General features: G+C 70.2%; 18 protein-coding genes and 1 tRNA gene. 6 read left to right on the top strand and 13 right to left on the bottom strand.

The annotated features are described in order from the left end of the window. Positions 1 to 6: 6 nt before the first annotated feature. Positions 7 to 2163, bottom strand: a complete 2157-nt coding sequence (locus tag ACFYNP_RS22355; protein WP_388787506.1) for a restriction endonuclease — start codon at positions 2161 to 2163, stop codon at positions 7 to 9. A gap of 404 nt (positions 2164 to 2567) precedes the next feature. Then, entirely contained in the window at positions 2568 to 3326 is a 759-nt protein-coding gene (locus ACFYNP_RS22350; RefSeq protein WP_388787503.1) for a GntR family transcriptional regulator, read from the bottom strand. A gap of 812 nt (positions 3327 to 4138) precedes the next feature. On the opposite strand from ACFYNP_RS22350, the gene ACFYNP_RS22345 reads away from it, so the two are divergent. Then, on the top strand, positions 4139 to 4795 hold the full coding sequence (locus tag ACFYNP_RS22345) for a GntR family transcriptional regulator (protein ID WP_388787500.1): 657 nt from the start codon (positions 4139 to 4141) through the stop codon (positions 4793 to 4795). Between the two features lie 582 nt (positions 4796 to 5377). On the opposite strand, the gene ACFYNP_RS22340 is transcribed toward ACFYNP_RS22345, so the two are convergent. After that, positions 5378 to 5451 (bottom strand) — tRNA-Thr (locus ACFYNP_RS22340). A gap of 182 nt (positions 5452 to 5633) precedes the next feature. Here ACFYNP_RS22340 and ACFYNP_RS22335 point away from each other — a divergent pair. The 3 genes from ACFYNP_RS22335 (at position 5634) to ACFYNP_RS22325 (ending at position 8153) form a co-directional block, all read left to right on the top strand. Further along, complete coding sequence (locus ACFYNP_RS22335) at positions 5634 to 6770, top strand: ABC transporter ATP-binding protein (protein WP_100577780.1); 1137 nt, start codon at positions 5634 to 5636, stop codon at positions 6768 to 6770. 210 nt (positions 6771 to 6980) lie between these two features. Beyond that, positions 6981 to 7388 carry a hypothetical protein gene (locus ACFYNP_RS22330; protein WP_100577781.1) on the top strand — a complete coding sequence of 136 codons (408 nt, stop codon included), beginning with the start codon at positions 6981 to 6983 and terminating at the stop codon, positions 7386 to 7388. Between the two features lie 33 nt (positions 7389 to 7421). Next, complete coding sequence (locus ACFYNP_RS22325) at positions 7422 to 8153, top strand: NDP-sugar synthase (RefSeq protein WP_388416737.1); 732 nt, start codon at positions 7422 to 7424, stop codon at positions 8151 to 8153. An 86-nt stretch (positions 8154 to 8239) separates the two neighbouring features. Here the strand turns inward: ACFYNP_RS22325 and ACFYNP_RS22320 are convergent, their stop codons facing one another. The 7 genes from ACFYNP_RS22320 to ACFYNP_RS22290 form a co-directional block, all read right to left on the bottom strand. After that, positions 8240 to 9739 carry a DoxX family protein gene (locus tag ACFYNP_RS22320; protein WP_388416740.1) on the bottom strand — a complete coding sequence of 500 codons (1500 nt, stop codon included), beginning with the start codon at positions 9737 to 9739 and terminating at the stop codon, positions 8240 to 8242. Between the two features lie 75 nt (positions 9740 to 9814). Then, a complete protein-coding gene (gene rlmB / locus ACFYNP_RS22315; RefSeq protein WP_388416743.1) occupies positions 9815 to 10771 on the bottom strand; it encodes a 23S rRNA (guanosine(2251)-2'-O)-methyltransferase RlmB in 957 nt (318 codons plus the stop codon). 110 nt (positions 10772 to 10881) lie between these two features. Next, entirely contained in the window at positions 10882 to 12282 is a 1401-nt protein-coding gene (cysS, locus tag ACFYNP_RS22310; RefSeq protein WP_388787497.1) for a cysteine--tRNA ligase, read from the bottom strand. Positions 12283 to 12363: 81 nt separating this feature from the next. Then, positions 12364 to 12768: a PPOX class F420-dependent oxidoreductase gene (locus ACFYNP_RS22305; protein WP_388416749.1), complete on the bottom strand. Its 405-nt coding sequence runs from the start codon at positions 12766 to 12768 to the stop codon at positions 12364 to 12366. Between the two features lie 64 nt (positions 12769 to 12832). Continuing rightward, positions 12833 to 13372, bottom strand: coding sequence for a 2-C-methyl-D-erythritol 2,4-cyclodiphosphate synthase (ispF, locus tag ACFYNP_RS22300; protein WP_388787494.1), 540 nt, complete (start codon positions 13370 to 13372; stop codon positions 12833 to 12835). Beyond that, positions 13362 to 14099, bottom strand: a complete 738-nt coding sequence (ispD, locus tag ACFYNP_RS22295) for a 2-C-methyl-D-erythritol 4-phosphate cytidylyltransferase (RefSeq protein WP_388416755.1) — start codon at positions 14097 to 14099, stop codon at positions 13362 to 13364. Before ispD ends, ispF begins: the two co-directional genes overlap by 11 nt. A gap of 348 nt (positions 14100 to 14447) precedes the next feature. After that, positions 14448 to 14930 carry a CarD family transcriptional regulator gene (locus tag ACFYNP_RS22290; RefSeq protein ID WP_003953493.1) on the bottom strand — a complete coding sequence of 161 codons (483 nt, stop codon included), beginning with the start codon at positions 14928 to 14930 and terminating at the stop codon, positions 14448 to 14450. 634 nt (positions 14931 to 15564) lie between these two features. On the opposite strand from ACFYNP_RS22290, the gene ACFYNP_RS22285 reads away from it, so the two are divergent. Beyond that, the gene (locus tag ACFYNP_RS22285) at positions 15565 to 16242 is read left to right on the top strand and encodes a DUF461 domain-containing protein (protein WP_388787491.1); all 678 of its coding nucleotides are present in this window, start codon (positions 15565 to 15567) and stop codon (positions 16240 to 16242) included. Positions 16243 to 16352: 110 nt separating this feature from the next. Here ACFYNP_RS22285 and ACFYNP_RS22280 read toward each other — a convergent pair whose 3' ends face one another. After that, on the bottom strand, positions 16353 to 17033 hold the full coding sequence (locus tag ACFYNP_RS22280; RefSeq protein ID WP_017242433.1) for a response regulator transcription factor: 681 nt from the start codon (positions 17031 to 17033) through the stop codon (positions 16353 to 16355). Beyond that, entirely contained in the window at positions 17030 to 18310 is a 1281-nt protein-coding gene (locus ACFYNP_RS22275) for a sensor histidine kinase (protein ID WP_388416761.1), read from the bottom strand. The genes ACFYNP_RS22280 and ACFYNP_RS22275 overlap by 4 nt, the downstream gene beginning before the upstream one ends. A gap of 200 nt (positions 18311 to 18510) precedes the next feature. On the opposite strand from ACFYNP_RS22275, the gene phoU reads away from it, so the two are divergent. Continuing rightward, the gene (gene phoU, locus ACFYNP_RS22270) at positions 18511 to 19188 is read left to right on the top strand and encodes a phosphate signaling complex protein PhoU (RefSeq protein ID WP_100577791.1); all 678 of its coding nucleotides are present in this window, start codon (positions 18511 to 18513) and stop codon (positions 19186 to 19188) included. Between the two features lie 464 nt (positions 19189 to 19652). Here phoU and ACFYNP_RS22265 read toward each other — a convergent pair whose 3' ends face one another. Further along, on the bottom strand, positions 19653 to 20066 hold the full coding sequence (locus ACFYNP_RS22265; RefSeq protein WP_388416764.1) for a hypothetical protein: 414 nt from the start codon (positions 20064 to 20066) through the stop codon (positions 19653 to 19655). Between the last annotated feature and the right edge of the window lie 209 nt (positions 20067 to 20275).

Here is a 20275-nt window from a genome sequence, read left to right as displayed (position 1 = left end):
GGCCCCCTACGCCACAACCACCCCGTACTCCCCCACCAACTCCGCCAACCCACCCCGATACCCCTTCCCACCCGGGACGAAGTCCCAGTCACCCCCACCCCGCCGCCGAAACGACCCCAGCACCAGCGCCGTCTCCCCCGGCCGCCCGTCCGCAACGGGCAACCGATCCAGCTCAACCCCACCCGCGTCCCGCAGACAGATCGCCGCCGAGGTGAACCCCGCCAGATCCCCGCCCGGAGCGGCCTCGGGGTCGACGGCGGCGACCAGGACCAACCGGTCCGCCCCCTCGGGCAGCGCGTCGAAGGCGACCCGAACCGCGGCCCGGTCACCTCCCACCCCCGGCACCATCCGCACCGAACTCCCCGGGTTGGAAGGGTTGTTGAAGAACACGAACTGATCCTCGGACAGCACCCGCGCCCCGGCACACACCAGCGCACACACATCGACCGCGACCGCCCCGGCCCACACCATGCCAAGGAGGTTGAAGTCCCCGACCTCGCCCGCCGCGCCCGCGTCCGGCACAGTCCCGCCCGGCACCGGCACATCCAGCACGGTCGCGTCCCGCGCGGCCCGGGGGCCCGGAACGCCGGCCGCCCCCGCGGCACCGGGACCGGCCGGGGCCCCCTCGCCGAGCCGCCCCCGCAACCCGTGCTGGTGCAGCAGATCCACCAGCTCCGCCCCCGACACCAACGTCAGCGGCTTGCCCTCGGCGAACCCGTACGACCCCGGCCCGAACCCCGAAGTCGTCACCAGGACACCCTTGTTGGCCCCGGCCCCCTGCACCGTCCCGTACAGGTCCCGCACCGCGGTCGGCGGCACCGTATTGCGGTAGCGCTTGACCTGCACGATGATGCGGCCGCCGCTGATGGGGTCCGGATCGAGCGCTTCGACGTCCACCCCGCCGTCGTTGGAGCGCTGCGTGGTGAGCGCCTGCATCCCCCGCGCGCGGAACAGCTCGGCGACGAGCCCCTCGAACTCGATGGGGTCCATCGTGAACAGGTCCGGTTCCTCGCCGCCCCCGTGCGACACGACCCCCGTACCCACGTCGGCGGGCCGCCGCCCGGGACGTACCGCCGCACGCTGGTCGGGCCGCGCCGACAGCTGCCCGCGCAATGCCTCCACCAGGCAGTCCACCGCGCTGACCTGCCCGAGGTTGAGCGGCGCGAACGCGGCGCGCTGCACGCTCACCGCCGCGAGAAAGATCTCCGCACGCCGCCCGGTAGCAGGATCGACGTCATCAACGAACCCATTGAGGACAACCGATTCGAGCACCCCGAACTCATCGGCCGCGAACAGATCGCGCAGCACGAGCAGCACACACTGCGCGAGCGCGTCCCGGTAGAGCGCACGCCGCTGCGTGACGGGCCGGGCGGTCTCCTTCTCCTGATCCGAACTGGCCACGTACCGAACGGACTTGACCTCGGGCACGACGTCGATCGGGGGCAACTCCCAGTCGAGTACGAGTTGACGCGCACCCCGGTCGAAGGCGGCGGCCACCTGACGCGGAAACCCCTCCGGCCAGGCGCCCGACGCGTACAGCGCGGCCGAGAAGTAGTCGACCGCAGCGCCCGGTTCGCCGGCCCTCAGCGCATCCACCAGCTGAGCCAGCCCCGCGTTGTGCGCGCGAACCTCCGCGAGCTGTCCGGCCGCCCACGCGTCGTACTGCGCCCGGTACTCCGCGAGCTGCCGCACCCGATGCGCCTCCGCGGCCTGCGCGGCCTGCCAGTCGTGCTGGTACCTGGCCTGCGCCTCCTGCTGAGCCTGCGCCCGCCGCCCCGCCGTCCAGCCGCCCTGAGCCTGGTAGTGCGCCGGGTCGGGCATGGGCACCGGCTGCGCGAGCGAGCCGGGCTCGAAGGGCGCGACCGCCTCCACCCGAGTCAGCGCCGCCACCCGGAAGGGCTCGGCCCGGCACCCCGCAGCCAACAGCCCACCCAGCGCGGCGACTTGCTGCTCCAGTTCCTCCGTACGCAGCCGGGCGTCGGCCTCCCGCCCCTGCCGGTACGCCGCCTGCTGCTCGCGCTGCATCCGCGCGAGATCCCGCTCGTACGCCCGCTGCTGCCGTTGCTGCTGCACCACAGCCCGCTGCTGCGCCTCCCGCTGCCGCTGCTGCTGCCGCTGCGCCTCGGCCCAGACCCCGACAAGCCCACTGGAACGCCGGCTCATGCGCTGACTGCCCCTCTCCCCGCACCCCGTAACTACGGCCAATTGTCCAGGATCCGGCCGGATCAGCGCACACTCGCGCCTCAACAGGACTCGACCGGCCGCCCGCGTCGACGTCAGCGAAACAACTGCGGCAGGGGACAGACCTCCCAGGGATCGTCCAGCCGGTCGGCCCACCTCCACCAAAGATGCCGACCTGGACACTTCCAGAGCGACCGGCAGACCCGCAGCCCGTCATCCTCCCGCAGACAGAAGACGAACCCCCGGACTTCATGTCTTCACTGCACTCGGTGCAGCCCGGGGCCTTGTCGATCATGGCCGCACCTTAACGGAGGACCCGCCACGGGACAGCGTTGGCGCCTCTGGTCTACGGGGTGGCCCGGCGGGCTCGAACTGGGTCTGCCCGATCAGGCATCGAAGTCGTACTCCAAGACGTACGAGGCCGCGTCGAGAGTCATCTCATTGACCTCGACCGGCTGCCCCTCCCCAGCGAAAGCCGTGCGGCAGATGAGCACGACCGGCGTGCCGGACGCCATGCTCAACCGCGCCGCCTCATCCTTCGACGGCATCCGAGAGCGGATCTCTTCGCGGAAGTGCACGGGCTTACGACCGAGTTCGGCGAGCCTGGCGTAAGTACCGCCCGGCCCCGTGTCCGCCTGGGTGATTGCGGACCCGGCCACCACCGACATCGGCAGGTAGCTCGTGGCCAGCAGCACAGGCTTCCCGTCCAGGACGAAGCGTCGCCGCCGGACGCATACGGCCTCGCCTTCATCCAACTCCAGGACGGCACCGATACGGGCAGGAACCGGCTCCTCCGAGACAGCCACCTGATCAACTTCGAGCGCACGCTCTCCGGTGTCAACGGACCAGATGGAGCGACCGTTGCCCCACTGCTCCTGGGCAAGTCGCTGGATTCCCCGGCGTCTGAGAGGGCGGAAGGACCGGACGAACACGCCTGCGCCCTTGCGGGCCTCGGCGATGCCTTCGTCGCGGAGCACGCTCAACGCCTGTCGAGCCGTCATGCGCGCCACGCTGTGCGCGGCCATCAGCTCGTTCTCCCCCGGAAGTCGATCACCGGGACCGTACTCGCCCGACTGGATCGCATCGCGCAGCGAGTCCGCGATCCGCTGGTACTTCGGCCGACGGTCCTCGTCGGTGTTGACCATGTCCGGAGCCTTCCTCTCTTCTCTAGACAGCCTAGGCCATGGCTTGGGCGCTCGCTCTGTGCGTGTGACCGCGATCTCGCCCGCTGAACACCTCCAGACATCCACATTGACATCTCTAGACAGGAGCTCCATTCTGGAGTTGTCTAGAGATGTTGCCTCAGGCGTGGTCGTCAAGGCCGACCGAGCCGGATTTCCGGCCACCAGCCGGAACGGCCGCACGTTACGGAGCCGCCCGCCGTACACAGGCCTGCCCGGGCGCCGGACCACTCCCCGGGAGTGGCCACCAGCGAGAGGAGCACCATCGTGTTCAACCACATCCGCCGCGCGGCCTCGCAGATCCGCGCGCGGCTCACAGAAAGGCGGTGCAGACAACGCCAGCACCCCTCAACTGCCCTTTGTGTAAAGGCCGATCAACGGGCCGGTAGCGATCGCAGGGCGGCTCGCATTCCCCGGCGGCCGCAGAAGCGCACCGGGGTGTTGCGCGGAGAGGAGACAGCCCTCGTCCGCCTATATCTATTGGCGCCCGAACAACGAGCTCGGCGGCATGCCGTGCCGCCCGTCGTTCGCACTCTGACAAGGACGCCGTATCGCTCGGCAGAGGTGCGCTGATGCCACGACGTCTCCGGGCTCGTACCGCGCGGAGAACTCCCGAAGCCCCATACCGATCGGGCTCCTGTCAGGTCGGCCAGCACGGCGAATGTGCGCATGCAGTACCGCAGACAGCACCGGGGGGGCATCCCCGTGATCTACGAGGCCTGCACGTGCTCGTGCCACACTCCGCCCGACCGGGACGTGCCTGCCGAGGGGTCCGCGTGAAGAACTGGGCAACCCAGCTCGCAGCGCACTACGGGGTCAGCACACCGACCCTGCGCAACGCTCTGGCGATTCTCCAGGGCGAAGGGTTCATCGAGAAGGTCCACGGAAAGGGCAACTTCGTACACCGCCGCCTTCATCAGCTCACCTACGTCGGCGGCGGCCACACGGCAACCGACCGGGACGTGCCGAGAGCGACCCTCCGCGTCACGGTGCGGGCGACCAAGACGCGGGCGCGAGGCGGCTTGGCCTCGCTCCTGAAGGTGCCGCTACACAGTCCGCTGACCGAACTCCTCTGTGTCGGCTACGAGGGCGAATCGCCGCACAGCCTGATCCGCGTCTACGTCCCGCGCGACCTGGCACCGATCAACCTGCAAGCGGAGGTGTCCTGTTGGGGGTCAGTCAAGCCAGCCCTGGCCGAGGTGCGCCCAGCACTCGCCGACACTCAGGAGACAGTGGCCGCCCGCCTTCCGACCCGGAGTGAAGCTGCCACCCTCCGCCTCAGCACGACACTGGCCGTCCTGGCGATCACGCGGGTCTCGACCGACATCACGGGCCGCGTAGCCGAAGCGGCCCACCTCGTCCTACCCGGCGACCGCGCCAACGCTCTCTTCACGACCCACCGCACGACGCCAGGAAGGCCGGCGGAACGATGACACTCCACGACGAACTCCGCCTCCTGCCCTGGCCAGGCCCGGACGGCAAGCCGTGCTTCCTGAGCACGGACGATCCCGCAAGCCACCTGTCCCGCTTGGCGGACGAGGTGGAAGCGCACCAACTGGACACAGCCGCCGAGCTGGTAGCCCACGGGCGGGAGCTGATCAGCGATGAGGACACTGAACGGCCCACGCTGGAGCGCTTGGCGACGGCCTTGGTCGAGGCCCTGCAGACCACTCTTCGCGTAGCAACAAGCCGCGGTCACCGCTTGGCGGTCCCCCACCAGGCGCCCCTGGAGGGCAGCGACCCTCGTCAGAGACCAACGGAGACGCTCGGCCAGCGGCCGTCCGCAATCGAGTAACGGTACCTGCACGAGATCTGCGAGCGATTCGTCGAGCCGTTCTCGACATCTACCCACGCCGCTCAGCGCGAGGCCATCAGCCACATGGACCGGCTGCTCGCCCGTCGCCCGGCCCGGAAGCGACCACCCGGAGCAACAAGCCGGGAACGACCAGCCGCCTGACGTCAGGGGCGGACACCGAAGGGCCCCAGCCGAGACCGGCTGGGGCCCTTCGCCCACGAGCCCCCTGTCGGGTTCGAACCGACGACCCCCGCTTTACAAGAGCGGTGCTCTGGCCAGCTGAGCTAAGGAGGCAACCCGTGAAGTGTAACCAACGCTCGCGGGAGTGCGGCCGGGAATTTGGTGGGCGCCGGGCTGCTGACAAGCCGGGCATCCCCGGGTAGCGTCCTGACCCAGCCCACCCAGGTGGACTAAACCACTTCTCCCTCTACTCGGATCGTCCGGCACGTTCCTGCCGGTGAAGGGACACATCAGTCATGGCCACTGTCACGTTCGACAAGGCGACCCGGATCTACCCGGGCTCCACCAAGCCCGCGGTCGACGGGCTTGAGATCGAGATCGAGGACGGCGAGTTCCTCGTTCTCGTCGGTCCCTCCGGCTGCGGAAAGTCCACCTCCCTGCGCATGCTCGCGGGCCTGGAGGACGTCAACGGCGGAGCGATCCGCATCGGCGAGCGTGACGTCACGCACCTGCCGCCCAAGGACCGGGACATCGCGATGGTGTTCCAGAACTACGCGCTGTACCCGCACATGACCGTCGCCGACAACATGGGCTTCGCCCTGAAGATCGCCGGCGTGAACAAGGCGGAGATCCGGAAGAAGGTGGAGGAGGCGGCCAAGATCCTCGACCTGAGCGAGTACCTGGACCGCAAGCCGAAGGCGCTCTCCGGTGGTCAGCGCCAGCGCGTCGCGATGGGCCGCGCCATCGTGCGTGAGCCGCAGGTCTTCCTCATGGACGAGCCGCTCTCCAACCTCGACGCCAAGCTCCGCGTCTCGACGCGTACGCAGATCGCCTCGCTCCAGCGCCGGCTCGGCATCACCACCGTGTACGTCACGCACGACCAGGTCGAGGCCATGACGATGGGCGACCGCGTGGCCGTCCTCAAGGACGGTCTGCTCCAGCAGATCGACTCGCCGCGCAACATGTACGACCGACCGGCCAACCTCTTCGTCGCCGGCTTCATCGGTTCGCCCGCCATGAACCTGGTCGAGGTGCCGATCACCGACGGCGGTGTGAAGTTCGGCAACAGCGTGGTGCCGGTCAGCCGTGAGGCGCTGGCCGCGGCCGCCGACCGCGGTGACCGTACGGTCACCGTCGGCGTGCGCCCCGAGCACTTCGACATCGTCGAGCAGAACGGCGGCGCCGGGACCGGCCTCACCAAGGCGGCCGCGGACGCGCCGGCCGGTCTGGCCGTCACCGTCAACGTCGTCGAGGAACTCGGCGCCGACGGCTATGTGTACGGTTCCGCCGAGGTCGGCGGCGAGACCAAGGACCTCGTGGTCCGCGTCAACGGCCGCGCGGTGCCGGACAAGGGCACACAGCTTCACGTCGTCCCGCGTCCGGGTGAGACCCACGTGTTCTCCACCTCTACGGGCGAGCGCCTTACAGACTGAGACCGTGAGGCGGCCGCCACCAGGGGGTCTACGGTTGTGGCGGCCCCGCACGCGAGTGCGGGGCCGCAGCCGGTTGTCGACAAATACCCCGGCACGCCGGTCATTTCGAATCGCGTTCGTCAACACGCCATTCGAAAAACGACGTCGAACCATCCCCCGACGGAGTGACTAAATGTCGCCAAATCATCACTCCCCGCTACGCTCGCCTCCGTGACGCACACAGCCCGCCGAATCGGCCGAACTCTCGCCCTCGTCCTGCCCGTCGTCCTCGTCCTCTCCGGGACGCTCGCGGTCACCCGGGTCAACTGGGCCGGAAACGAATCGCAGATCCTGACCGCCTCCTCGGAGAACGTCTCCGTACGCGCCAAGTCCCGTGCCCCGCAGGACGTGCTGCGCGACGCGCTCCTGACCGAACTCCAGGAGAAGGACCCCGGCACCGCGCTGACCCACCTCCAGCGCGAGGTCGAGCACCGTCCCTCACTCGCCCAGCACTGCATGTCCATCGCCCGCGCGCTCGGCAGGGCCGCCGTGGAGCACTACGGCCCCGTGAAGGCCCAGTCGTTCTCCCGCCCCGTCTGCGACACCTCCTTCGCCTCCGGCGTGGCCCAGGAGCGGTGACGTCCCGCTGCGGGGACGCCTATCGTTCACCGCATGACTGCGAGCACGACTGCGACTTTTCCGACTCAGGCCGTGGTTCTGGCGGGCGGCCAGGGCTCACGGCTCCGGCCCTACACCGACGACCGCCCCAAGCCGATGGTCGAGATCCCGGGCACCGGGGTCCCGATCATCGGCCATCAGCTCGCCTGGCTGGCCGCCGAGGGCGTCACTGACGCCGTGGTCTCCTGCGGCCACCTCGCCGACGTCCTGAAGGACTGGCTGGCGAAGGCCGATCTGCCGCTGCGCGTCACCACGGTCGTCGAGGACGAGCCGCTGGGCCGGGGCGGCGGCCTCAAGTACGCGGCGGCCTCCCTGCCCCACCACGACCGGCCCTGGTACGCCACCAACGGCGACATCTGGACGCGCTTCTCGCTCCGCGAGATGGCCTCCTTCCACGGCGAGCGCGACGCGACCGCCACGCTGGCCCTGGCCCGCCCCCGCATCCCGTGGGGCGCCGTCGAGACCGACGCCTTCGGCCACATCACCGACTTCATCGAGTCACCGCCCTCGCCGTACCTCATCAACGCGGGCGTGTACGTCTTCTCCGCGGCCTTCACCGCGATGCTGCCGGACGTCGGCGACCACGAGCGGACCACCTTCCCCCGGCTCGCCCGCGAACGCCGCCTGGCCGGCTTCCCGCTCCCGCAGGGCGCGTACTGGCGCGCCATCGACACCGTCAAGGACCTCACCGAAGCCGCCAAGGAGCTTTCCGGCGAAGGGAGTTGAGCGTTCGTCGCGTCAACCGGACGGAACGGGAACGCCGCAGGGGCCGGACACGTGAAGTGTCCGGCCCCTGCTGTGTGTCGGGGGCGTCAGCCCAGCAGGCCGCCGATCGGGTTGCGGGCGCCGCCGCCTCCGCCGCTGGTGCCGCCGCCACCGCTGGAACCCGTACCGCCCGACGACGTCGGACCCGCGCTGGTGGGTGCCGCCGGGGCCTGGGGCGTGGTGCCCCGGTGGTGGGAGGGGGCATGGCCGCCGGTGCCGGCGGAGTGGCTCGGCTGCCCGGTGGTGCCCGCCGTGACCGTCTGGTGCGCCTTCGGCTTCTTGGACGCCTTCGGGGACGGGCTCGCCGAACTCTTCGCCTTGGGCGAGGGCTTGACCGCCCTGGGGGTGTTCCGGGGCGCGAGCGCCGGGCCGGTCTCGCTCGGCAGCGGGGTGCCGGGCAGGTAGTTGGTCGGGTCGTCGTCGGGGCCCGGCACGGTCACCACGGTGGTGGAGCGGACCGCGCCGCCGAGCAGTGCGCCGGTGGTCAGGGTGAGGCCGATGACGACGGTCGTCATGACCAGGCCGCGGCGCAGCACCCGCCGCCGCAGCTCCCAGAGTTCGGAGCGCGGGCCGAGCTTGCGCCAGGCCTCGCCCGCCAGGCGGGCGTCCAGGGAGTACACCGGGGCGCCCGCGATGATCAGCGGGGACCAGGCAGCGAGGTAGATGATGTCGGGCGCGTCATAGGCGCGCACGGTCTGCCAGCTGACCGTGACGAGCAGGGCCGCCGACAGGAGCGCGCCGAACACGGCGGCCACTCGCTGCCACAGCCCGAGCATCGTCAGTACGCCGACGACGACTTGGAGGAAGGCGACGGTCAGACCCGCACCCACGGGGTGCGAGAGGGCGAAGTCGCGCAGGGGCTCGGCGAGCGCCCAAGGGTGCAGCGAATTCAGCCACTTGACCATCGAGCCGCGCTCGCCGCCGTCGAAGTAGACGGGGTCGCACAGCTTGCCCATGCCGGCATAGACGGAGATGAAGCCGAGGAAGACGCGCAGCGGGAGCAGCACGACGCCGAGGTTCATCCGGCGGCCGGGGTAGTAGGCGTGCCGGACCGGATCGGCGCCGCGCCGCTTGGCGGGCGAGCCGTCGTCGGCGCCGCCGTCGAGCTCGTCGAAGTCCTCGAACTCGCCCTGGGCATAGGGCTGTTGACCGTACGGCGTGCGCATCTGCGGGAGTAGCGCGGTCTCCGGCCCGGCGCCGGGTCCGGGGACCAGCGGCGTCGGCATCGTGTCGTCGACGGAGATGCGCGGGATGGTCTGCGTCGCGCCGGTGTCGTAGCGCGCGCCACCGCCGCCGACGGAGGTGGCGCGGACCGCCTGGAGCAGTCCGCTCGCCCCCGGCGCCGACTTCCCGCTCCACACCACGGGCGCCCTGCGGCGCACCGCGGTGCTCGAAATGACGGGCTTCGGCAGCGACTTGGGGGCAAGCTGCACCCTGAAACTCGCGTGGTTGACGATGACCTGCGCGGGGTCGCAGTCCACCTTGGCCATGCTCAGGGCAGGCTGGTCGTCGAACCCGGGCCGGGGCGTTCTGGTGTCCACACTCATCTAACCGAGTGACGGGTGTTTAGGACACTGCTTGACGGGTCCGAATCTGTCCGAGACCCGTCAAGATCACCCGGCTCAGGCGCGTCGGCGGGCCGCCTCGTAGAGCACGATGCCCGCCGCCACACCGGCGTTGAGGGACTCGGCGCCACCCGGCATCGAGATCCGCACGCGGTAGTCGCAGGTCTCGCCGACGAGTCGGCCAAGTCCCTTGCCCTCGCTGCCGATCACGATGACGACGGGCCCGCCGATCTGCTCCAGGTCCTCGACCGTGTGCTCGCCGTCGGCCGCGAGACCGACGATCGTGAGGCCTTCCTTCTTGTAGGCCTCAAGGGCGCGCGTCAGGTTGGTGACGCGGGAGACCGGCGTACGCGCCGCGGTGCCCGCGGACGACTTCCAGGCACCCGCCGTCATGCCGGCCGCGCGCCGCTCGGGCACGACCACGCCGTGGCCGCCGAAGGCGGAGGTGGACCGGACGATGGCACCCAGGTTGCGCGGGTCGGTCACGCCGTCGAGCGCGACGATCAGCGGGTCCTCGCCGTTGTCGTACGCGAGGGCGGTCAGGTCCTGCGGGTCCGCGTACTCGTACGGCGGGACCTGGAGGACGAGACCCTGGTGGTTGAGCCCGTTGGTCATGCGGTCGAGCTCGACGCGCGGGGCCTCCATCAGGTTGATGTTGCCGCGCTCGCCGGCGAGCTGGAGGGCCTCGCGGACCCGCTCGTCGTTGTCGATGTACTGCTGGACGTAGAGCGTGCTCGCCGGGACACCGTCGCGCAGCGCCTCGAAGACCGGGTTGCGGCCCACGACCATCTCGGACGTGCCCTTGGCGCCGCCGCGCCGGGGCGCGGGGCGGCGGGTCGCGGCCTGCTTGGCCTTGGCGGTCGCGATGCGGTTCTTCTTGTGCTTCTTGCGCTGCTCGGCGGGCGGCGTCGGGCCCCGGCCTTCCAGGCCCTTGCGCCGCTGGCCACCGCTGCCGACCGTAGCGCCCTTCTTGTTGGACGTGCGGCGGTTCCTGCGCTGGCTGTTCCCGGCCATGACCTACCTATTTCCTCAGTGAATCCGCGATCCACATGCGGATGCAGATCGTGTACGTACGTATATGAAGTGTGCCGCCCGATCGCCCGGGCGGCACATCAGGCTGCCGCTCAGCGCGGACCGAGGGTCCAGCGGGGGCCGCTGGGGCTGTCCTCGATCACCAGGCCGGACTGGGTCAGCTGGTCGCGGATCGCGTCCGCGGTCGCCCAGTCCTTGCGGGAGCGGGCGGCCTCGCGCTGCTCCAGGACCAGGCGTACGAGGGTGTCGACCGCCCCGTGCAGGTCCTCGCCCCGGTCGGTCTCGCCGGCCCAGTGCGCGTCCAGCGGGTCCAGGCCGAGGACGCCCAGCATGGCGCGGACCTCGGCGAGGCGCGCGGTCGCGGCTTCCTTGTCGTCGGCGGCCAGTGCGCTGTTGCCCTGGCGCACCGTGGTGTGGACGATCGCGAGGGCCTGGGGCACGCCCAGGTCGTCGTCCATCGCCTCGGCGAACGCGAGCGGCACCTGAGCGGCGGGCTCGACGACGCCCCCCGCCTTCTCCACCACGCGCTGGATGAAGCCCTCGATGCGCGCGAACGCCGACTCGGCCTCGCGCAGGGCCTCCTCGCTGTACTCGATCATCGACCGGTAGTGCGGGGTGCCCAGGTAGTAGCGCAGGACGATCGGGCGCCACTGCTTGACCATCTCGGAGACCAGCACGCTGTTGCCGAGCGACTTCGACATCTTCTCGCCGGACATCGTCACCCAGGCGTTGTGCACCCAGTACCTGGCGAACTCGTCACCGAAGGCCTTGGCCTGGGCGATCTCGTTCTCGTGGTGCGGGAAGATCAGGTCGAGGCCGCCGCCGTGGATGTCGAAGGCGGAGCCCAGGTACTTGTGGGCCATCGCCGAGCACTCCAGGTGCCAGCCGGGCCGGCCGCGCCCCCACGGGGTCTCCCAGTCGGGCTCGCCCGGCTTGGAGGCCTTCCACATCGCGAAGTCGCGCGGGTCGCGCTTGCCGGTGATGCCGTCCTCGGCGGGCTGGCGCAGCTCGTCGATGTCCTGGTTGGACAGCGCCAGGTACTCGGGGAAGGACCGCACGTCGAAGTAGACGCTGCCGTCCGCCTCGTAGGCGTGGCCGCGCTCGATGAGGCCGCGCATCATCTCGACCATCTCGGTGATGTGGCCGGTCGCGCGCGGCTCGTAGGTGGGCGCGAGGCAGCCGAGCGCGGTGTAGCCGTCGTTGAACGCGCGCTCGTTCTCGTACCCGATCGACCACCAGGGGCGGCCCTGCTCGGCCGACTTCTTGATGATCTTGTCGTCGATGTCCGTGACGTTGCGGATGAACGTGACGTCGTAGCCGCGGTACTCGAACCAGCGGCGCATGATGTCGAAGTTGAGCCCCGAGCGGATGTGGCCGATGTGCGGGGCCGCCTGGACGGTGGCGCCACAGAGGTAGATCGAGACACAGCCCTGCGTGAGCGGGACGAAATCACGAATCTGCCGGGCGCTGGTGTCGTACAGGCGAATGGTCACCACACCAGGGTAGTGGCCCAATACCAGTGCCCCGCGACCCTTTCCGGGCCTCGGGGCACACAATTTGGCGACTGTTGGGTCTCAGAGGCTTCCGACGATCTTGCGCGGGGTGATCCGGACGACCACCCGCTCGGCGTCGTGCACCGAGTCCGGGTTGAATTCCCGGTACTTCTTGCCCACGTACTTCATCGCGAGGTCGTCGATCAGCTCCTGGCCGCCCTCGGTGGTGAGCTCGGCGGTGCCCCGGATCTCGGCGTACGTGTACGGGGCGTCGAAGGGCTGGACGAGGACGGTGACGCGGGGGTCCCGGCGCAGGTTCTTCTCCTTGCGCCGGTCCACGGTCGTCGAGATCAGTACGTCGTCGCCGTCGCGCTTCACCCAGACCGGGGACACCTGGGGGCTTCCGTCGGGCTGGATGGTGGCGATGTTGACGAAGACGGGGGTGTCGAGGAGTGCCTTGAGGTCGTCGCTGAGCTGAACGGACACGTGCGGGTCCTTCCGGAGGAGGTCGGAATCGTCGCCTCCTCTCCTACCCCAGACCGCCGCGTTTCTACGGCAACCGGTACACCATCGCCGTGGCGATCGCCGCGAGCCCCTCGGCCCGGCCGGTCAGACCGAGCCCGTCCGTGGTGGTGCCGGACACCGACACGGGGGCCCCGGCGGCGGCCGACAGCGCCTTCCGCGCCTCCTCGCGCCGCTTGCCGATCTTGGGGCGTACGCCGATGACCTGCACCGCGATGTTCCCGATCTCGTAGCCCTCGGCCCGCACGATCCGGGCCGCCTCGGCGAGCAGGCGCACGCCCGACGCGCCGGACCACTCGGGGCGGTCGGTGCCGAAGTGGGCGCCGAGGTCGCCGACGCCGGCCGCCGAGAAGATCGCGTCGCAGGCGGCGTGGGCGGCGACATCGCCGTCGGAGTGCCCGGCCAGGCCGTACTCCTCGCCCTCCCACAGCAGCCCCGCGCACCACAGCTCGCGGCCGCGCTCGAAGGCGTGGACGTCGGTGCCGATCCCGACCAGCGGGAGCGGCGGGGTCAGGGGGGCGGCAGCAGGGGCGTCGGCAGCGGCGCCGGCCGGGGTCTCAGAAGCCATCGTTGGCCCTCCGTCGTGCGAGTACGGCCTCGGCGAGTACGAGATCGAGGGGGCGGGTCACCTTGAACGCCTCTTCGTGCCCGGGCACCACCACGACGGGCAGACCCAGCTGCTCGATCATGCTCGCGTCGTCCGTGACGTTCTCGGTGACGCTCTCGTGGGCGCGCACGAGCGTGGCGTGGTCGAAGCCCTGCGGGGTCTGCACCGCGCGCAGCCGGCTTCGCTCGGGGGTGGCCACGACCGGCTCCGGCGAGCCGTCGGTGCGCGGCTCGACCTGCTTGACCGTATCGGCGAGCGGGAGGGCGGGCACCACGGCGGGGGCGCCGTCGCGGACCGCCTCGATGACCGCGTCGACCGTGTCGACGGGGACCAGCGGGCGGGCCGCGTCATGGACCAGGACGACATCGAAGCCGGGCGGCAGCGCGTCGAGGCCGAGCTTCACGGACTCCTGGCGGCTCTCGCCGCCGGGCACCACGAGGAAGTCGGTGCGGTCCGGCAGGGCGTGCTCGGCGAGGAGGTTCTTCACCTCGGTCGCGCCGTCCGGCGGGGCGACCACGACGACGAGCGAGACGGACCGCGACGCGGCCATCGCCCGGACGGCGTGCACGAGCATGGGAGTGCCGTTCAGCGCGCGGAGCGCCTTGGGGGCGCCCGGGCCGAGCCGCACACCGCGTCCGGCCGCTGGAATGACCGCGGCGGTGCGGAAAGGGCGCGATTCGTCAGACAAGGTTTGTGTCCTCAAACGACATGGGTAGTGGCCTGGGAGTACCCCCTGCTCCTGGAGCCTGGGGGAGTGCCGGGCGCGACGCCCTGACCGGCCCTTCCGTGACGACCGGTCAGGCAGGCCGCCCGGGTCCGGCACACACAGTGCGAGCACCGAGGGCGACCGGGGCATGAGGTTGACCGGGACATGGGGATGGGGTGCGGGCGCCCGCGGCGAGGGCATACGAACATGCCGCAGCGCCCGGCGACACAGCAATGTTCACTGCTGGTCAGCGGGCACCGCGGCAAAGCCGGGCATTCCAGGGCGGCGGCCCCGGAACAAGGGCCTGTCCAGCGGACGGGCCCTACGGCGTCAGGACGCGAGAACCTCGTCGAGAAGGGCCTCGGCCTTGTCTTCGTTGGTGTTTTCCGCGAGGGCCAGCTCGCTCACCAGGATCTGGCGCGCCTTGGCGAGCATGCGCTTCTCACCTGCGGACAGTCCGCGCTCGCGCTCACGACGCCACAGGTCACGCACTACTTCGGCGACCTTGATGACATCGCCGGAGGCGAGCTTCTCAAGGTTTGCCTTGTAACGACGGGACCAGTTCGTGGGCTCCTCCGCGTACGGCGCGCGCAGCACCTCGAAGACCCGGTCCAGCCCGTCCTGACCAACTACATCGCGAACGCCGACGAACTCCGCGTTGTCCGCGGGCACGCGCACAGTCAAGTCGCCCTGGGCGACCTTGAGCACCAAGTAGGTCTTGTCCACGCCTTTGATCTGACGAGTTTCGATGGCCTCGATCAGCGCGGCCCCGTGATGGGGATAGACCACGGTGTCGCCAACCTTGAACGTCATGTGACAGGTACCCCTTCCGTGGCTATCCAGGGTAACACGGAAACTGCTTCTTCTGAATGGCGTTTTCGCAGGTCAGGGCATATCTCGGGGCTTGACAACAGCAACAGGAACGTGCTGCGCGGGGCGCGGGGAAGGCGGTATTCGCAGGTCGGAGCGGCTGCGAAGGGGCAGCGAAACGCGTGCGTTCCCCACCCCCGGAAGGGCCTCCAGGAGGCCGAACGTCCCGGTTTGCCGGGTCCGGGCGGTGAACTTCATCTACTCCGTTCGGCGCCCGTTCACCCGTTCGGCCGTGCGGGATTCTTTCCGGAATTGATCAACGAACGGCCGGGTCGGACCGCCTCGGTGGATTTTCGGTAAGGAATGCGTGGCGGGCCGGGGAATTGATCACTCGCCGATATGTGAACGGCGTACGAAAGCGCGAGATCAGCAGGGCGTCCACCGGAGATCGGCCGATGATCCACCCGACTTCTCCGGGCCCGTCGCCGGTAGGGGCGGGTCGGGTGCGGGGCGCGTGGGACGGCTCGGTAATCTAGGCCCGCTGACACACCCTTAGCCGGCCCTTAGGTACGCGGCCGGCTGACCCGCAGTCCGTCCGAAGCAGTCCGTCTCGTACGTCCAAGGAGTTGCCGCCGCCGTGAGCCGCAGCCTTCGACGCGGCGCCCTCGCCGCTTCTGCCATCGCGTTCTCGCTCGCCTCCCTCTCCGCCTGCGCGGCGGGCAACAAGGCCCAGACGCTCGGGGTCAAGGCGGACAACGCCTATGTCACCGTCGGCGAAATCAAGATCCAGAACGCTACGGTCGTCACCCAGCCGAAGGCCGACGCCGAAGGCCCGGCCGTCGTCGCGGCGACGCTGTTCAACAACGGCACCGACCCGCAGACCCTGGACTCCGTCCAGATCGGCAGCACCGCGGTCAAGCTCTCCCCCGCCAAGGGCACCGGCGCGATCACCATTCCCGGCCACGGCTCGGTCGTCCTCGGCGGCAAGAACAACGCCTCCGCCGTCGTCGACAACGGCCGCGAGGCCGCCAAGAACGGCGACGCGCAGAAGGTCACCTTCCAGTTCAGCAAGGCCGGCGCGGTGAGCCTGGACGCCTTCGTGGTCCCGGCGACCAGCTACTTCGAGGGTGTCGGCCCCAGCGAGCTCCCCAAGCCCAAGGAGACCCCCTCGGGCGAGCCGTCGGGCAAGGCCTCCGGCAGCCCCTCGGGTACGCCGTCCAACTCGGCCAACCCGAACGCGGGCAGCAGCGGCAAGCCCGCCGGCTCCGGCTCGCCCTCGCACACCACGGGCGCCAGCACCGGCACCGATCACTGACCCTGTCGTAGGCAGCCAGTCGTAGACGGCACGTCACAGGCAGCAGAAGGAGGGCGGCCCCGGATTCGATCCGGGGCCGCCCTCCTTCATGTCCTGGTCCGGCCGTCGGCCTACGGCTCGAACTTGTAGCCGAGGCCGCGGACCGTGACCAGGTAGCGCGGGGCGCCCGGGTCCGGCTCGATCTTGGCGCGCAGGCGCTTGACGTGGACGTCGAGCGTCTTGGTGTCGCCGACGTAGTCCGCGCCCCACACCCGGTCGATGAGCTGCATACGGGTCAGCACGCGGCCCGCGTTGCGAAGGAGCATCTCCAGAAGGTCGAACTCCTTCAGCGGGAGGTCGACCTTGCCGCCGGAGACGGTGACCACGTGCCGGTCGACGTCCATGCGGACCGGGCCCGCCTCCAGGGCGGCCGGGGTGACCTCCTCGGGCTCGCCGCGGCGGCGCAGCACCGCGCGGATGCGGGCGACCAGCTCGCGCGAGGAGAACGGCTTGGTGACGTAGTCGTCGGCTCCTATTTCCAGGCCCACGACCTTGTCGATCTCGCTGTCCTTCGCCGTCACCATGATGACCGGGACGTTGGAGCGGCCGCGCAGCTGACGGCAGACCTCGGTGCCGGGCAGGCCGGGGAGCATCAGGTCGAGCAGGACCAGGTCGGCGCCGTTGCGCTCGAACTCGTCGAGGCCGTCGGGCCCGGTGGCCGCCACCGCGACCTCGAAGCCCTCCTTGCGGAGCATGTAGGACAGGGCGTCGCTGAAGGATTCCTCATCCTCGACGACGAGCACTCGGGTCACGGAAGGACCTCCGGGGCAGGAACTATGGCTGGTGAATGAGGCACAGCGGAACTGAAGGTCTCGTACGGGACGTCGTCGTCCTCGTCGACCGTGACCGGACCGCGCCCGGCCGAGGCGCGGTCGCGTACGGCGCCGGCTTCCGGCAGCCGCAGGGTGAAGGTGGAGCCCTGTCCCTCGGAGCTCCACACCGTGACCTCCCCGCCGTGCGAGGCGGCCACGTGCTTGACGATGGCGAGGCCCAGGCCGGTACCTCCGGTGGCGCGGGAGCGGGCCGGGTCCACCCGGTAGAAGCGCTCGAAGATGCGCTCGCGGTCCTTCTCCGAGATGCCGATGCCCTGGTCGGTCACGGCGATCTCGATCAGGTCCCCACCGGGCGCGGCGATGCGCCGCCCGGCGATGCCGACCCGGGTCCTGGCCGGCGAGTAGTTCACCGCGTTCTCGACCAGGTTGCCGAGGGCCGCGGCGAGCTGGCCGCGGTTGCCCCACACGTACAGGTCGGCGGTGCCGCCCGCGGCCATGGTGATCTGCTTGGTGGACGCGGTGTGCCGGGAGCGGTCTATGGCCTCGGCGACGAGTTCGTCGACGCGGACCGGCTCGGCGTCCTCCAGGGGATCGTCGTTCTGGACCCGGGAGAGGTCGATGAGCTCCTGGACCAGGTTGGTGAGCCGGGTCGCCTCGATCTGCATCCGGCCGGCGAAGCGGGTGACCGCCTCGGGGTCGTCCGAGGCGTCCATGACGGCCTCGGAGAGCAGCGAGAGCGCCCCGGTCGGGGTCTTGAGCTCATGGCTGACGTTGGCCACGAAGTCACGCCGTACGGCTTCGATGCGGCGGGCCTCGGTGAGGTCCTCCACCAGGAGCAGCACGAGCCGGGAGCCGAGCGGGGCGACCCGGGCGGAGACCGCGAGGGCCTCGCCGCGGCCGGTGCCGCGCCGGGGCAGGTCGAGCTCGACCTGCCGTATCTCGCCGTCGCGCCGGGTGTCGCGGGCCATGTGCAGCATGGGCTCGACGGCCAGCTTGCCGCCCCTGACCAGGCCCAGCGCGTAGGCCGCCGAGCTGGCCTTGACCACCGAGTCGCTCTCGTCGAGGACGACGGCGGAGGAGCGCAGCACGGAGAGGACCGTGTCCACGCCCGGGGGCAGTACGGCGTCGGTGTGCAGGGATGTCCGCGTGGGCCGCGCCTGGTCGCGCTCGCTCCAGCGGAACGCCAGCATGGCGATCACGCCAGTGCACACCCCGGCGATCGCTGCCAATGCGGCGACCGCCGCGTTCACGTCCATGCACCCAGGTTATGCGGCGCCACCGACACTCTCCCAGCCAAATGGGTGGCCGCTCGAACGTTCGTCGCCCAGAGTTCACCGAGGTGATAGGGACGGTTCACTTCCTGTGGCCGAATCGGACGCGTACTGGACGGAACGTGGGAGCGTGGGGGTCACAGGCACCCCCGGCCCCCCGGAGACCGTTGTAGAGAGGGACACCCATGCGGGACGCGTACCACGAGGAACTGGACTCGATCGGCGAGGGCCTGGTCGAAATGGCCCGCCTTGTCGGGTCGGCGATCGGGCGCGCCACCACGGCCATGCTCGACGCCGACCTCAAGCTCGCCGAGAGCGTGATCGCGGCCGACCAGAAGGTCGACGACCTCCAGCACGATCTGGAGGCCCGCGCGATAGCCCTGCTGGCCCGCCAGCAGCCGGTCGCCACCGATCTGCGGATCGTCGTGACCTCCCTGCGCATGAGCGCCGACCTGGAGCGCTCGGGCGACCTCGCCCAGCACGTGGCGAAGCTGACCCGGCTGCGCTACCCGGAGCGTGCCGTACCGCACGACCTGCACGCCACCATCCTGGAGATGGGCCAGCTCGCCCAGCGCCTGATGGCCAAGGCGGCCGAGGTCATCATCACCAAGGACGTCGACCTGGCCCTCCAACTGGAGCAGGACGACGACGAGATGGACCTGCTGCACCGCACGCTGTTCCAGCACCTGATGGACGACCGCTGGAAGCACGGCATCGAGACGGCGGTCGACGTGACGCTGCTCGGCCGCTACTACGAGCGTTTCGCGGACCACGCGGTGTCGGTCGCCAAGCGCGTGGTCTACCTGGTCACCGGCGAGCACGCCGACGACCTCCAGCCGCCCGCACAGGTCGAAGGGGCCTGACCTCCGGCCTCCGACCTCCAGCCTCCGGCCTCCGGCCTGCGGCCTGCGGCCTCCGGTCGGCCGCTGGGGTCCTCCCAACAAGCTTGCGCACATGCGCCGTTGATGCGCCCGCCCCAGTGGGCATGCAATGGGCGAAGGCTCGTTGCGGCTGCCTACCCCCGGGAGGGACCCATGGCCGATTCACCCACGACCGAACCACGTCAGGAAACACCCGTCACACCTGTCGAAGTGGTCCGGCTTCCCCTGATCGGCGCGTGCGGCTGCGGCTCCGGCTGCGGCTGCGGCTGCCAGTCGGGCGCGCCCTGCCAGTGCGGCGGCTGAACCACGGGGACCGGCAGTCGAAGGGCCCCGCCCGGTTTCGGGCGGGGCCCTTCACGGCTAACGGCTCACCGCTCACCGCTCACCGCTCTCACCGCTTACTGCTTACCGCGAGGGCAGAGGTGAGGGCGGAGGCGGGGCCGGGGTCACTTCACGGTGACGGTGACCGTCGGCGAGACGACCTCGTCGTACTTGATCCGCAGATCCTGCTTGCCCTTGTCGTTGAGCTTGGCGTCGAGGGAGTAGCTGCTGCCCTGCTTGACCACGGTGCTGGCCTGGAGGGTCGTCCACTTGTTGCCCTTCTTGTGCTGGAGCACGACCTTGGTGCCTATGGGCAGGCCCTTGGTGCGGCCCGTGAAGGTCACCTTGTCGCCGGCCTTCACCGACGTGGACGACGCCTTCACGGTGATCGAGCCGGTCGTCTTGGACGCGGACGGGCTCGGCTTGGGGCTGGCGGCGGCCGAGGCGAAGGTGCCGGCGGCCCCGGCGGTCAGCAGGGCGGCGGACAGCGCACCGGCGGCGAAGGTACGGACACAGCGGTTGCGCAGGGTGGTGTTCACGATCTGGACTCCCGTCTTGGCGGACTCCCCCAGGTGAAACGCAGTTCACCACTTCGGGCGAAATGCACCTTTCGAGGCTATCCACGGAGTCGGAATACGGCGACCGGAGGGTGCCGAGGCCATGACAGAACGTGACCGGGAGCCGAGCGCGGCCCGGAAACCCGCGAGCCCCCCGTCACCGGTCGAACGGCGGCAGGGGGCTCGGCAAC

The sequence above is a fragment of the Streptomyces sp. NPDC006691 genome (assembly GCF_042869955.1).
In the GTDB taxonomy this organism is placed as follows: Bacteria; Actinomycetota; Actinomycetes; order Streptomycetales; family Streptomycetaceae; genus Streptomyces.
The sequence above is the reverse complement of the archived record's forward strand: the minus strand, read 5'-3'. Positions and strand labels throughout refer to the sequence as shown.

What these genes read in the sequence shown, in the direction of transcription:
- ACFYNP_RS22290 (WP_003953493.1), bottom strand. Translation starts at nt 14,930, where the DNA reads ATGACGTTCAAGGTTGGCGACACCGTGGTCTATCCCCATCACGGGGCC.
- ACFYNP_RS22325 (WP_388416737.1), top strand. Translation starts at nt 7,422, where the DNA reads ATGACTGCGAGCACGACTGCGACTTTTCCGACTCAGGCCGTGGTTCTG.
- ACFYNP_RS22320 (WP_388416740.1), bottom strand. Translation starts at nt 9,739, where the DNA reads ATGAGTGTGGACACCAGAACGCCCCGGCCCGGGTTCGACGACCAGCCT.
- ACFYNP_RS22355 (WP_388787506.1), bottom strand. Translation starts at nt 2,163, where the DNA reads ATGAGCCGGCGTTCCAGTGGGCTTGTCGGGGTCTGGGCCGAGGCGCAG.
- ispF (WP_388787494.1), bottom strand. Translation starts at nt 13,372, where the DNA reads ATGGCTTCTGAGACCCCGGCCGGCGCCGCTGCCGACGCCCCTGCTGCC.
- ACFYNP_RS22350 (WP_388787503.1), bottom strand. Translation starts at nt 3,326, where the DNA reads ATGGTCAACACCGACGAGGACCGTCGGCCGAAGTACCAGCGGATCGCG.
- phoU (WP_100577791.1), top strand. Translation starts at nt 18,511, where the DNA reads ATGCGGGACGCGTACCACGAGGAACTGGACTCGATCGGCGAGGGCCTG.
- ACFYNP_RS22275 (WP_388416761.1), bottom strand. Translation starts at nt 18,310, where the DNA reads ATGGACGTGAACGCGGCGGTCGCCGCATTGGCAGCGATCGCCGGGGTG.
- ACFYNP_RS22335 (WP_100577780.1), top strand. Translation starts at nt 5,634, where the DNA reads ATGGCCACTGTCACGTTCGACAAGGCGACCCGGATCTACCCGGGCTCC.
- rlmB (WP_388416743.1), bottom strand. Translation starts at nt 10,771, where the DNA reads ATGGCCGGGAACAGCCAGCGCAGGAACCGCCGCACGTCCAACAAGAAG.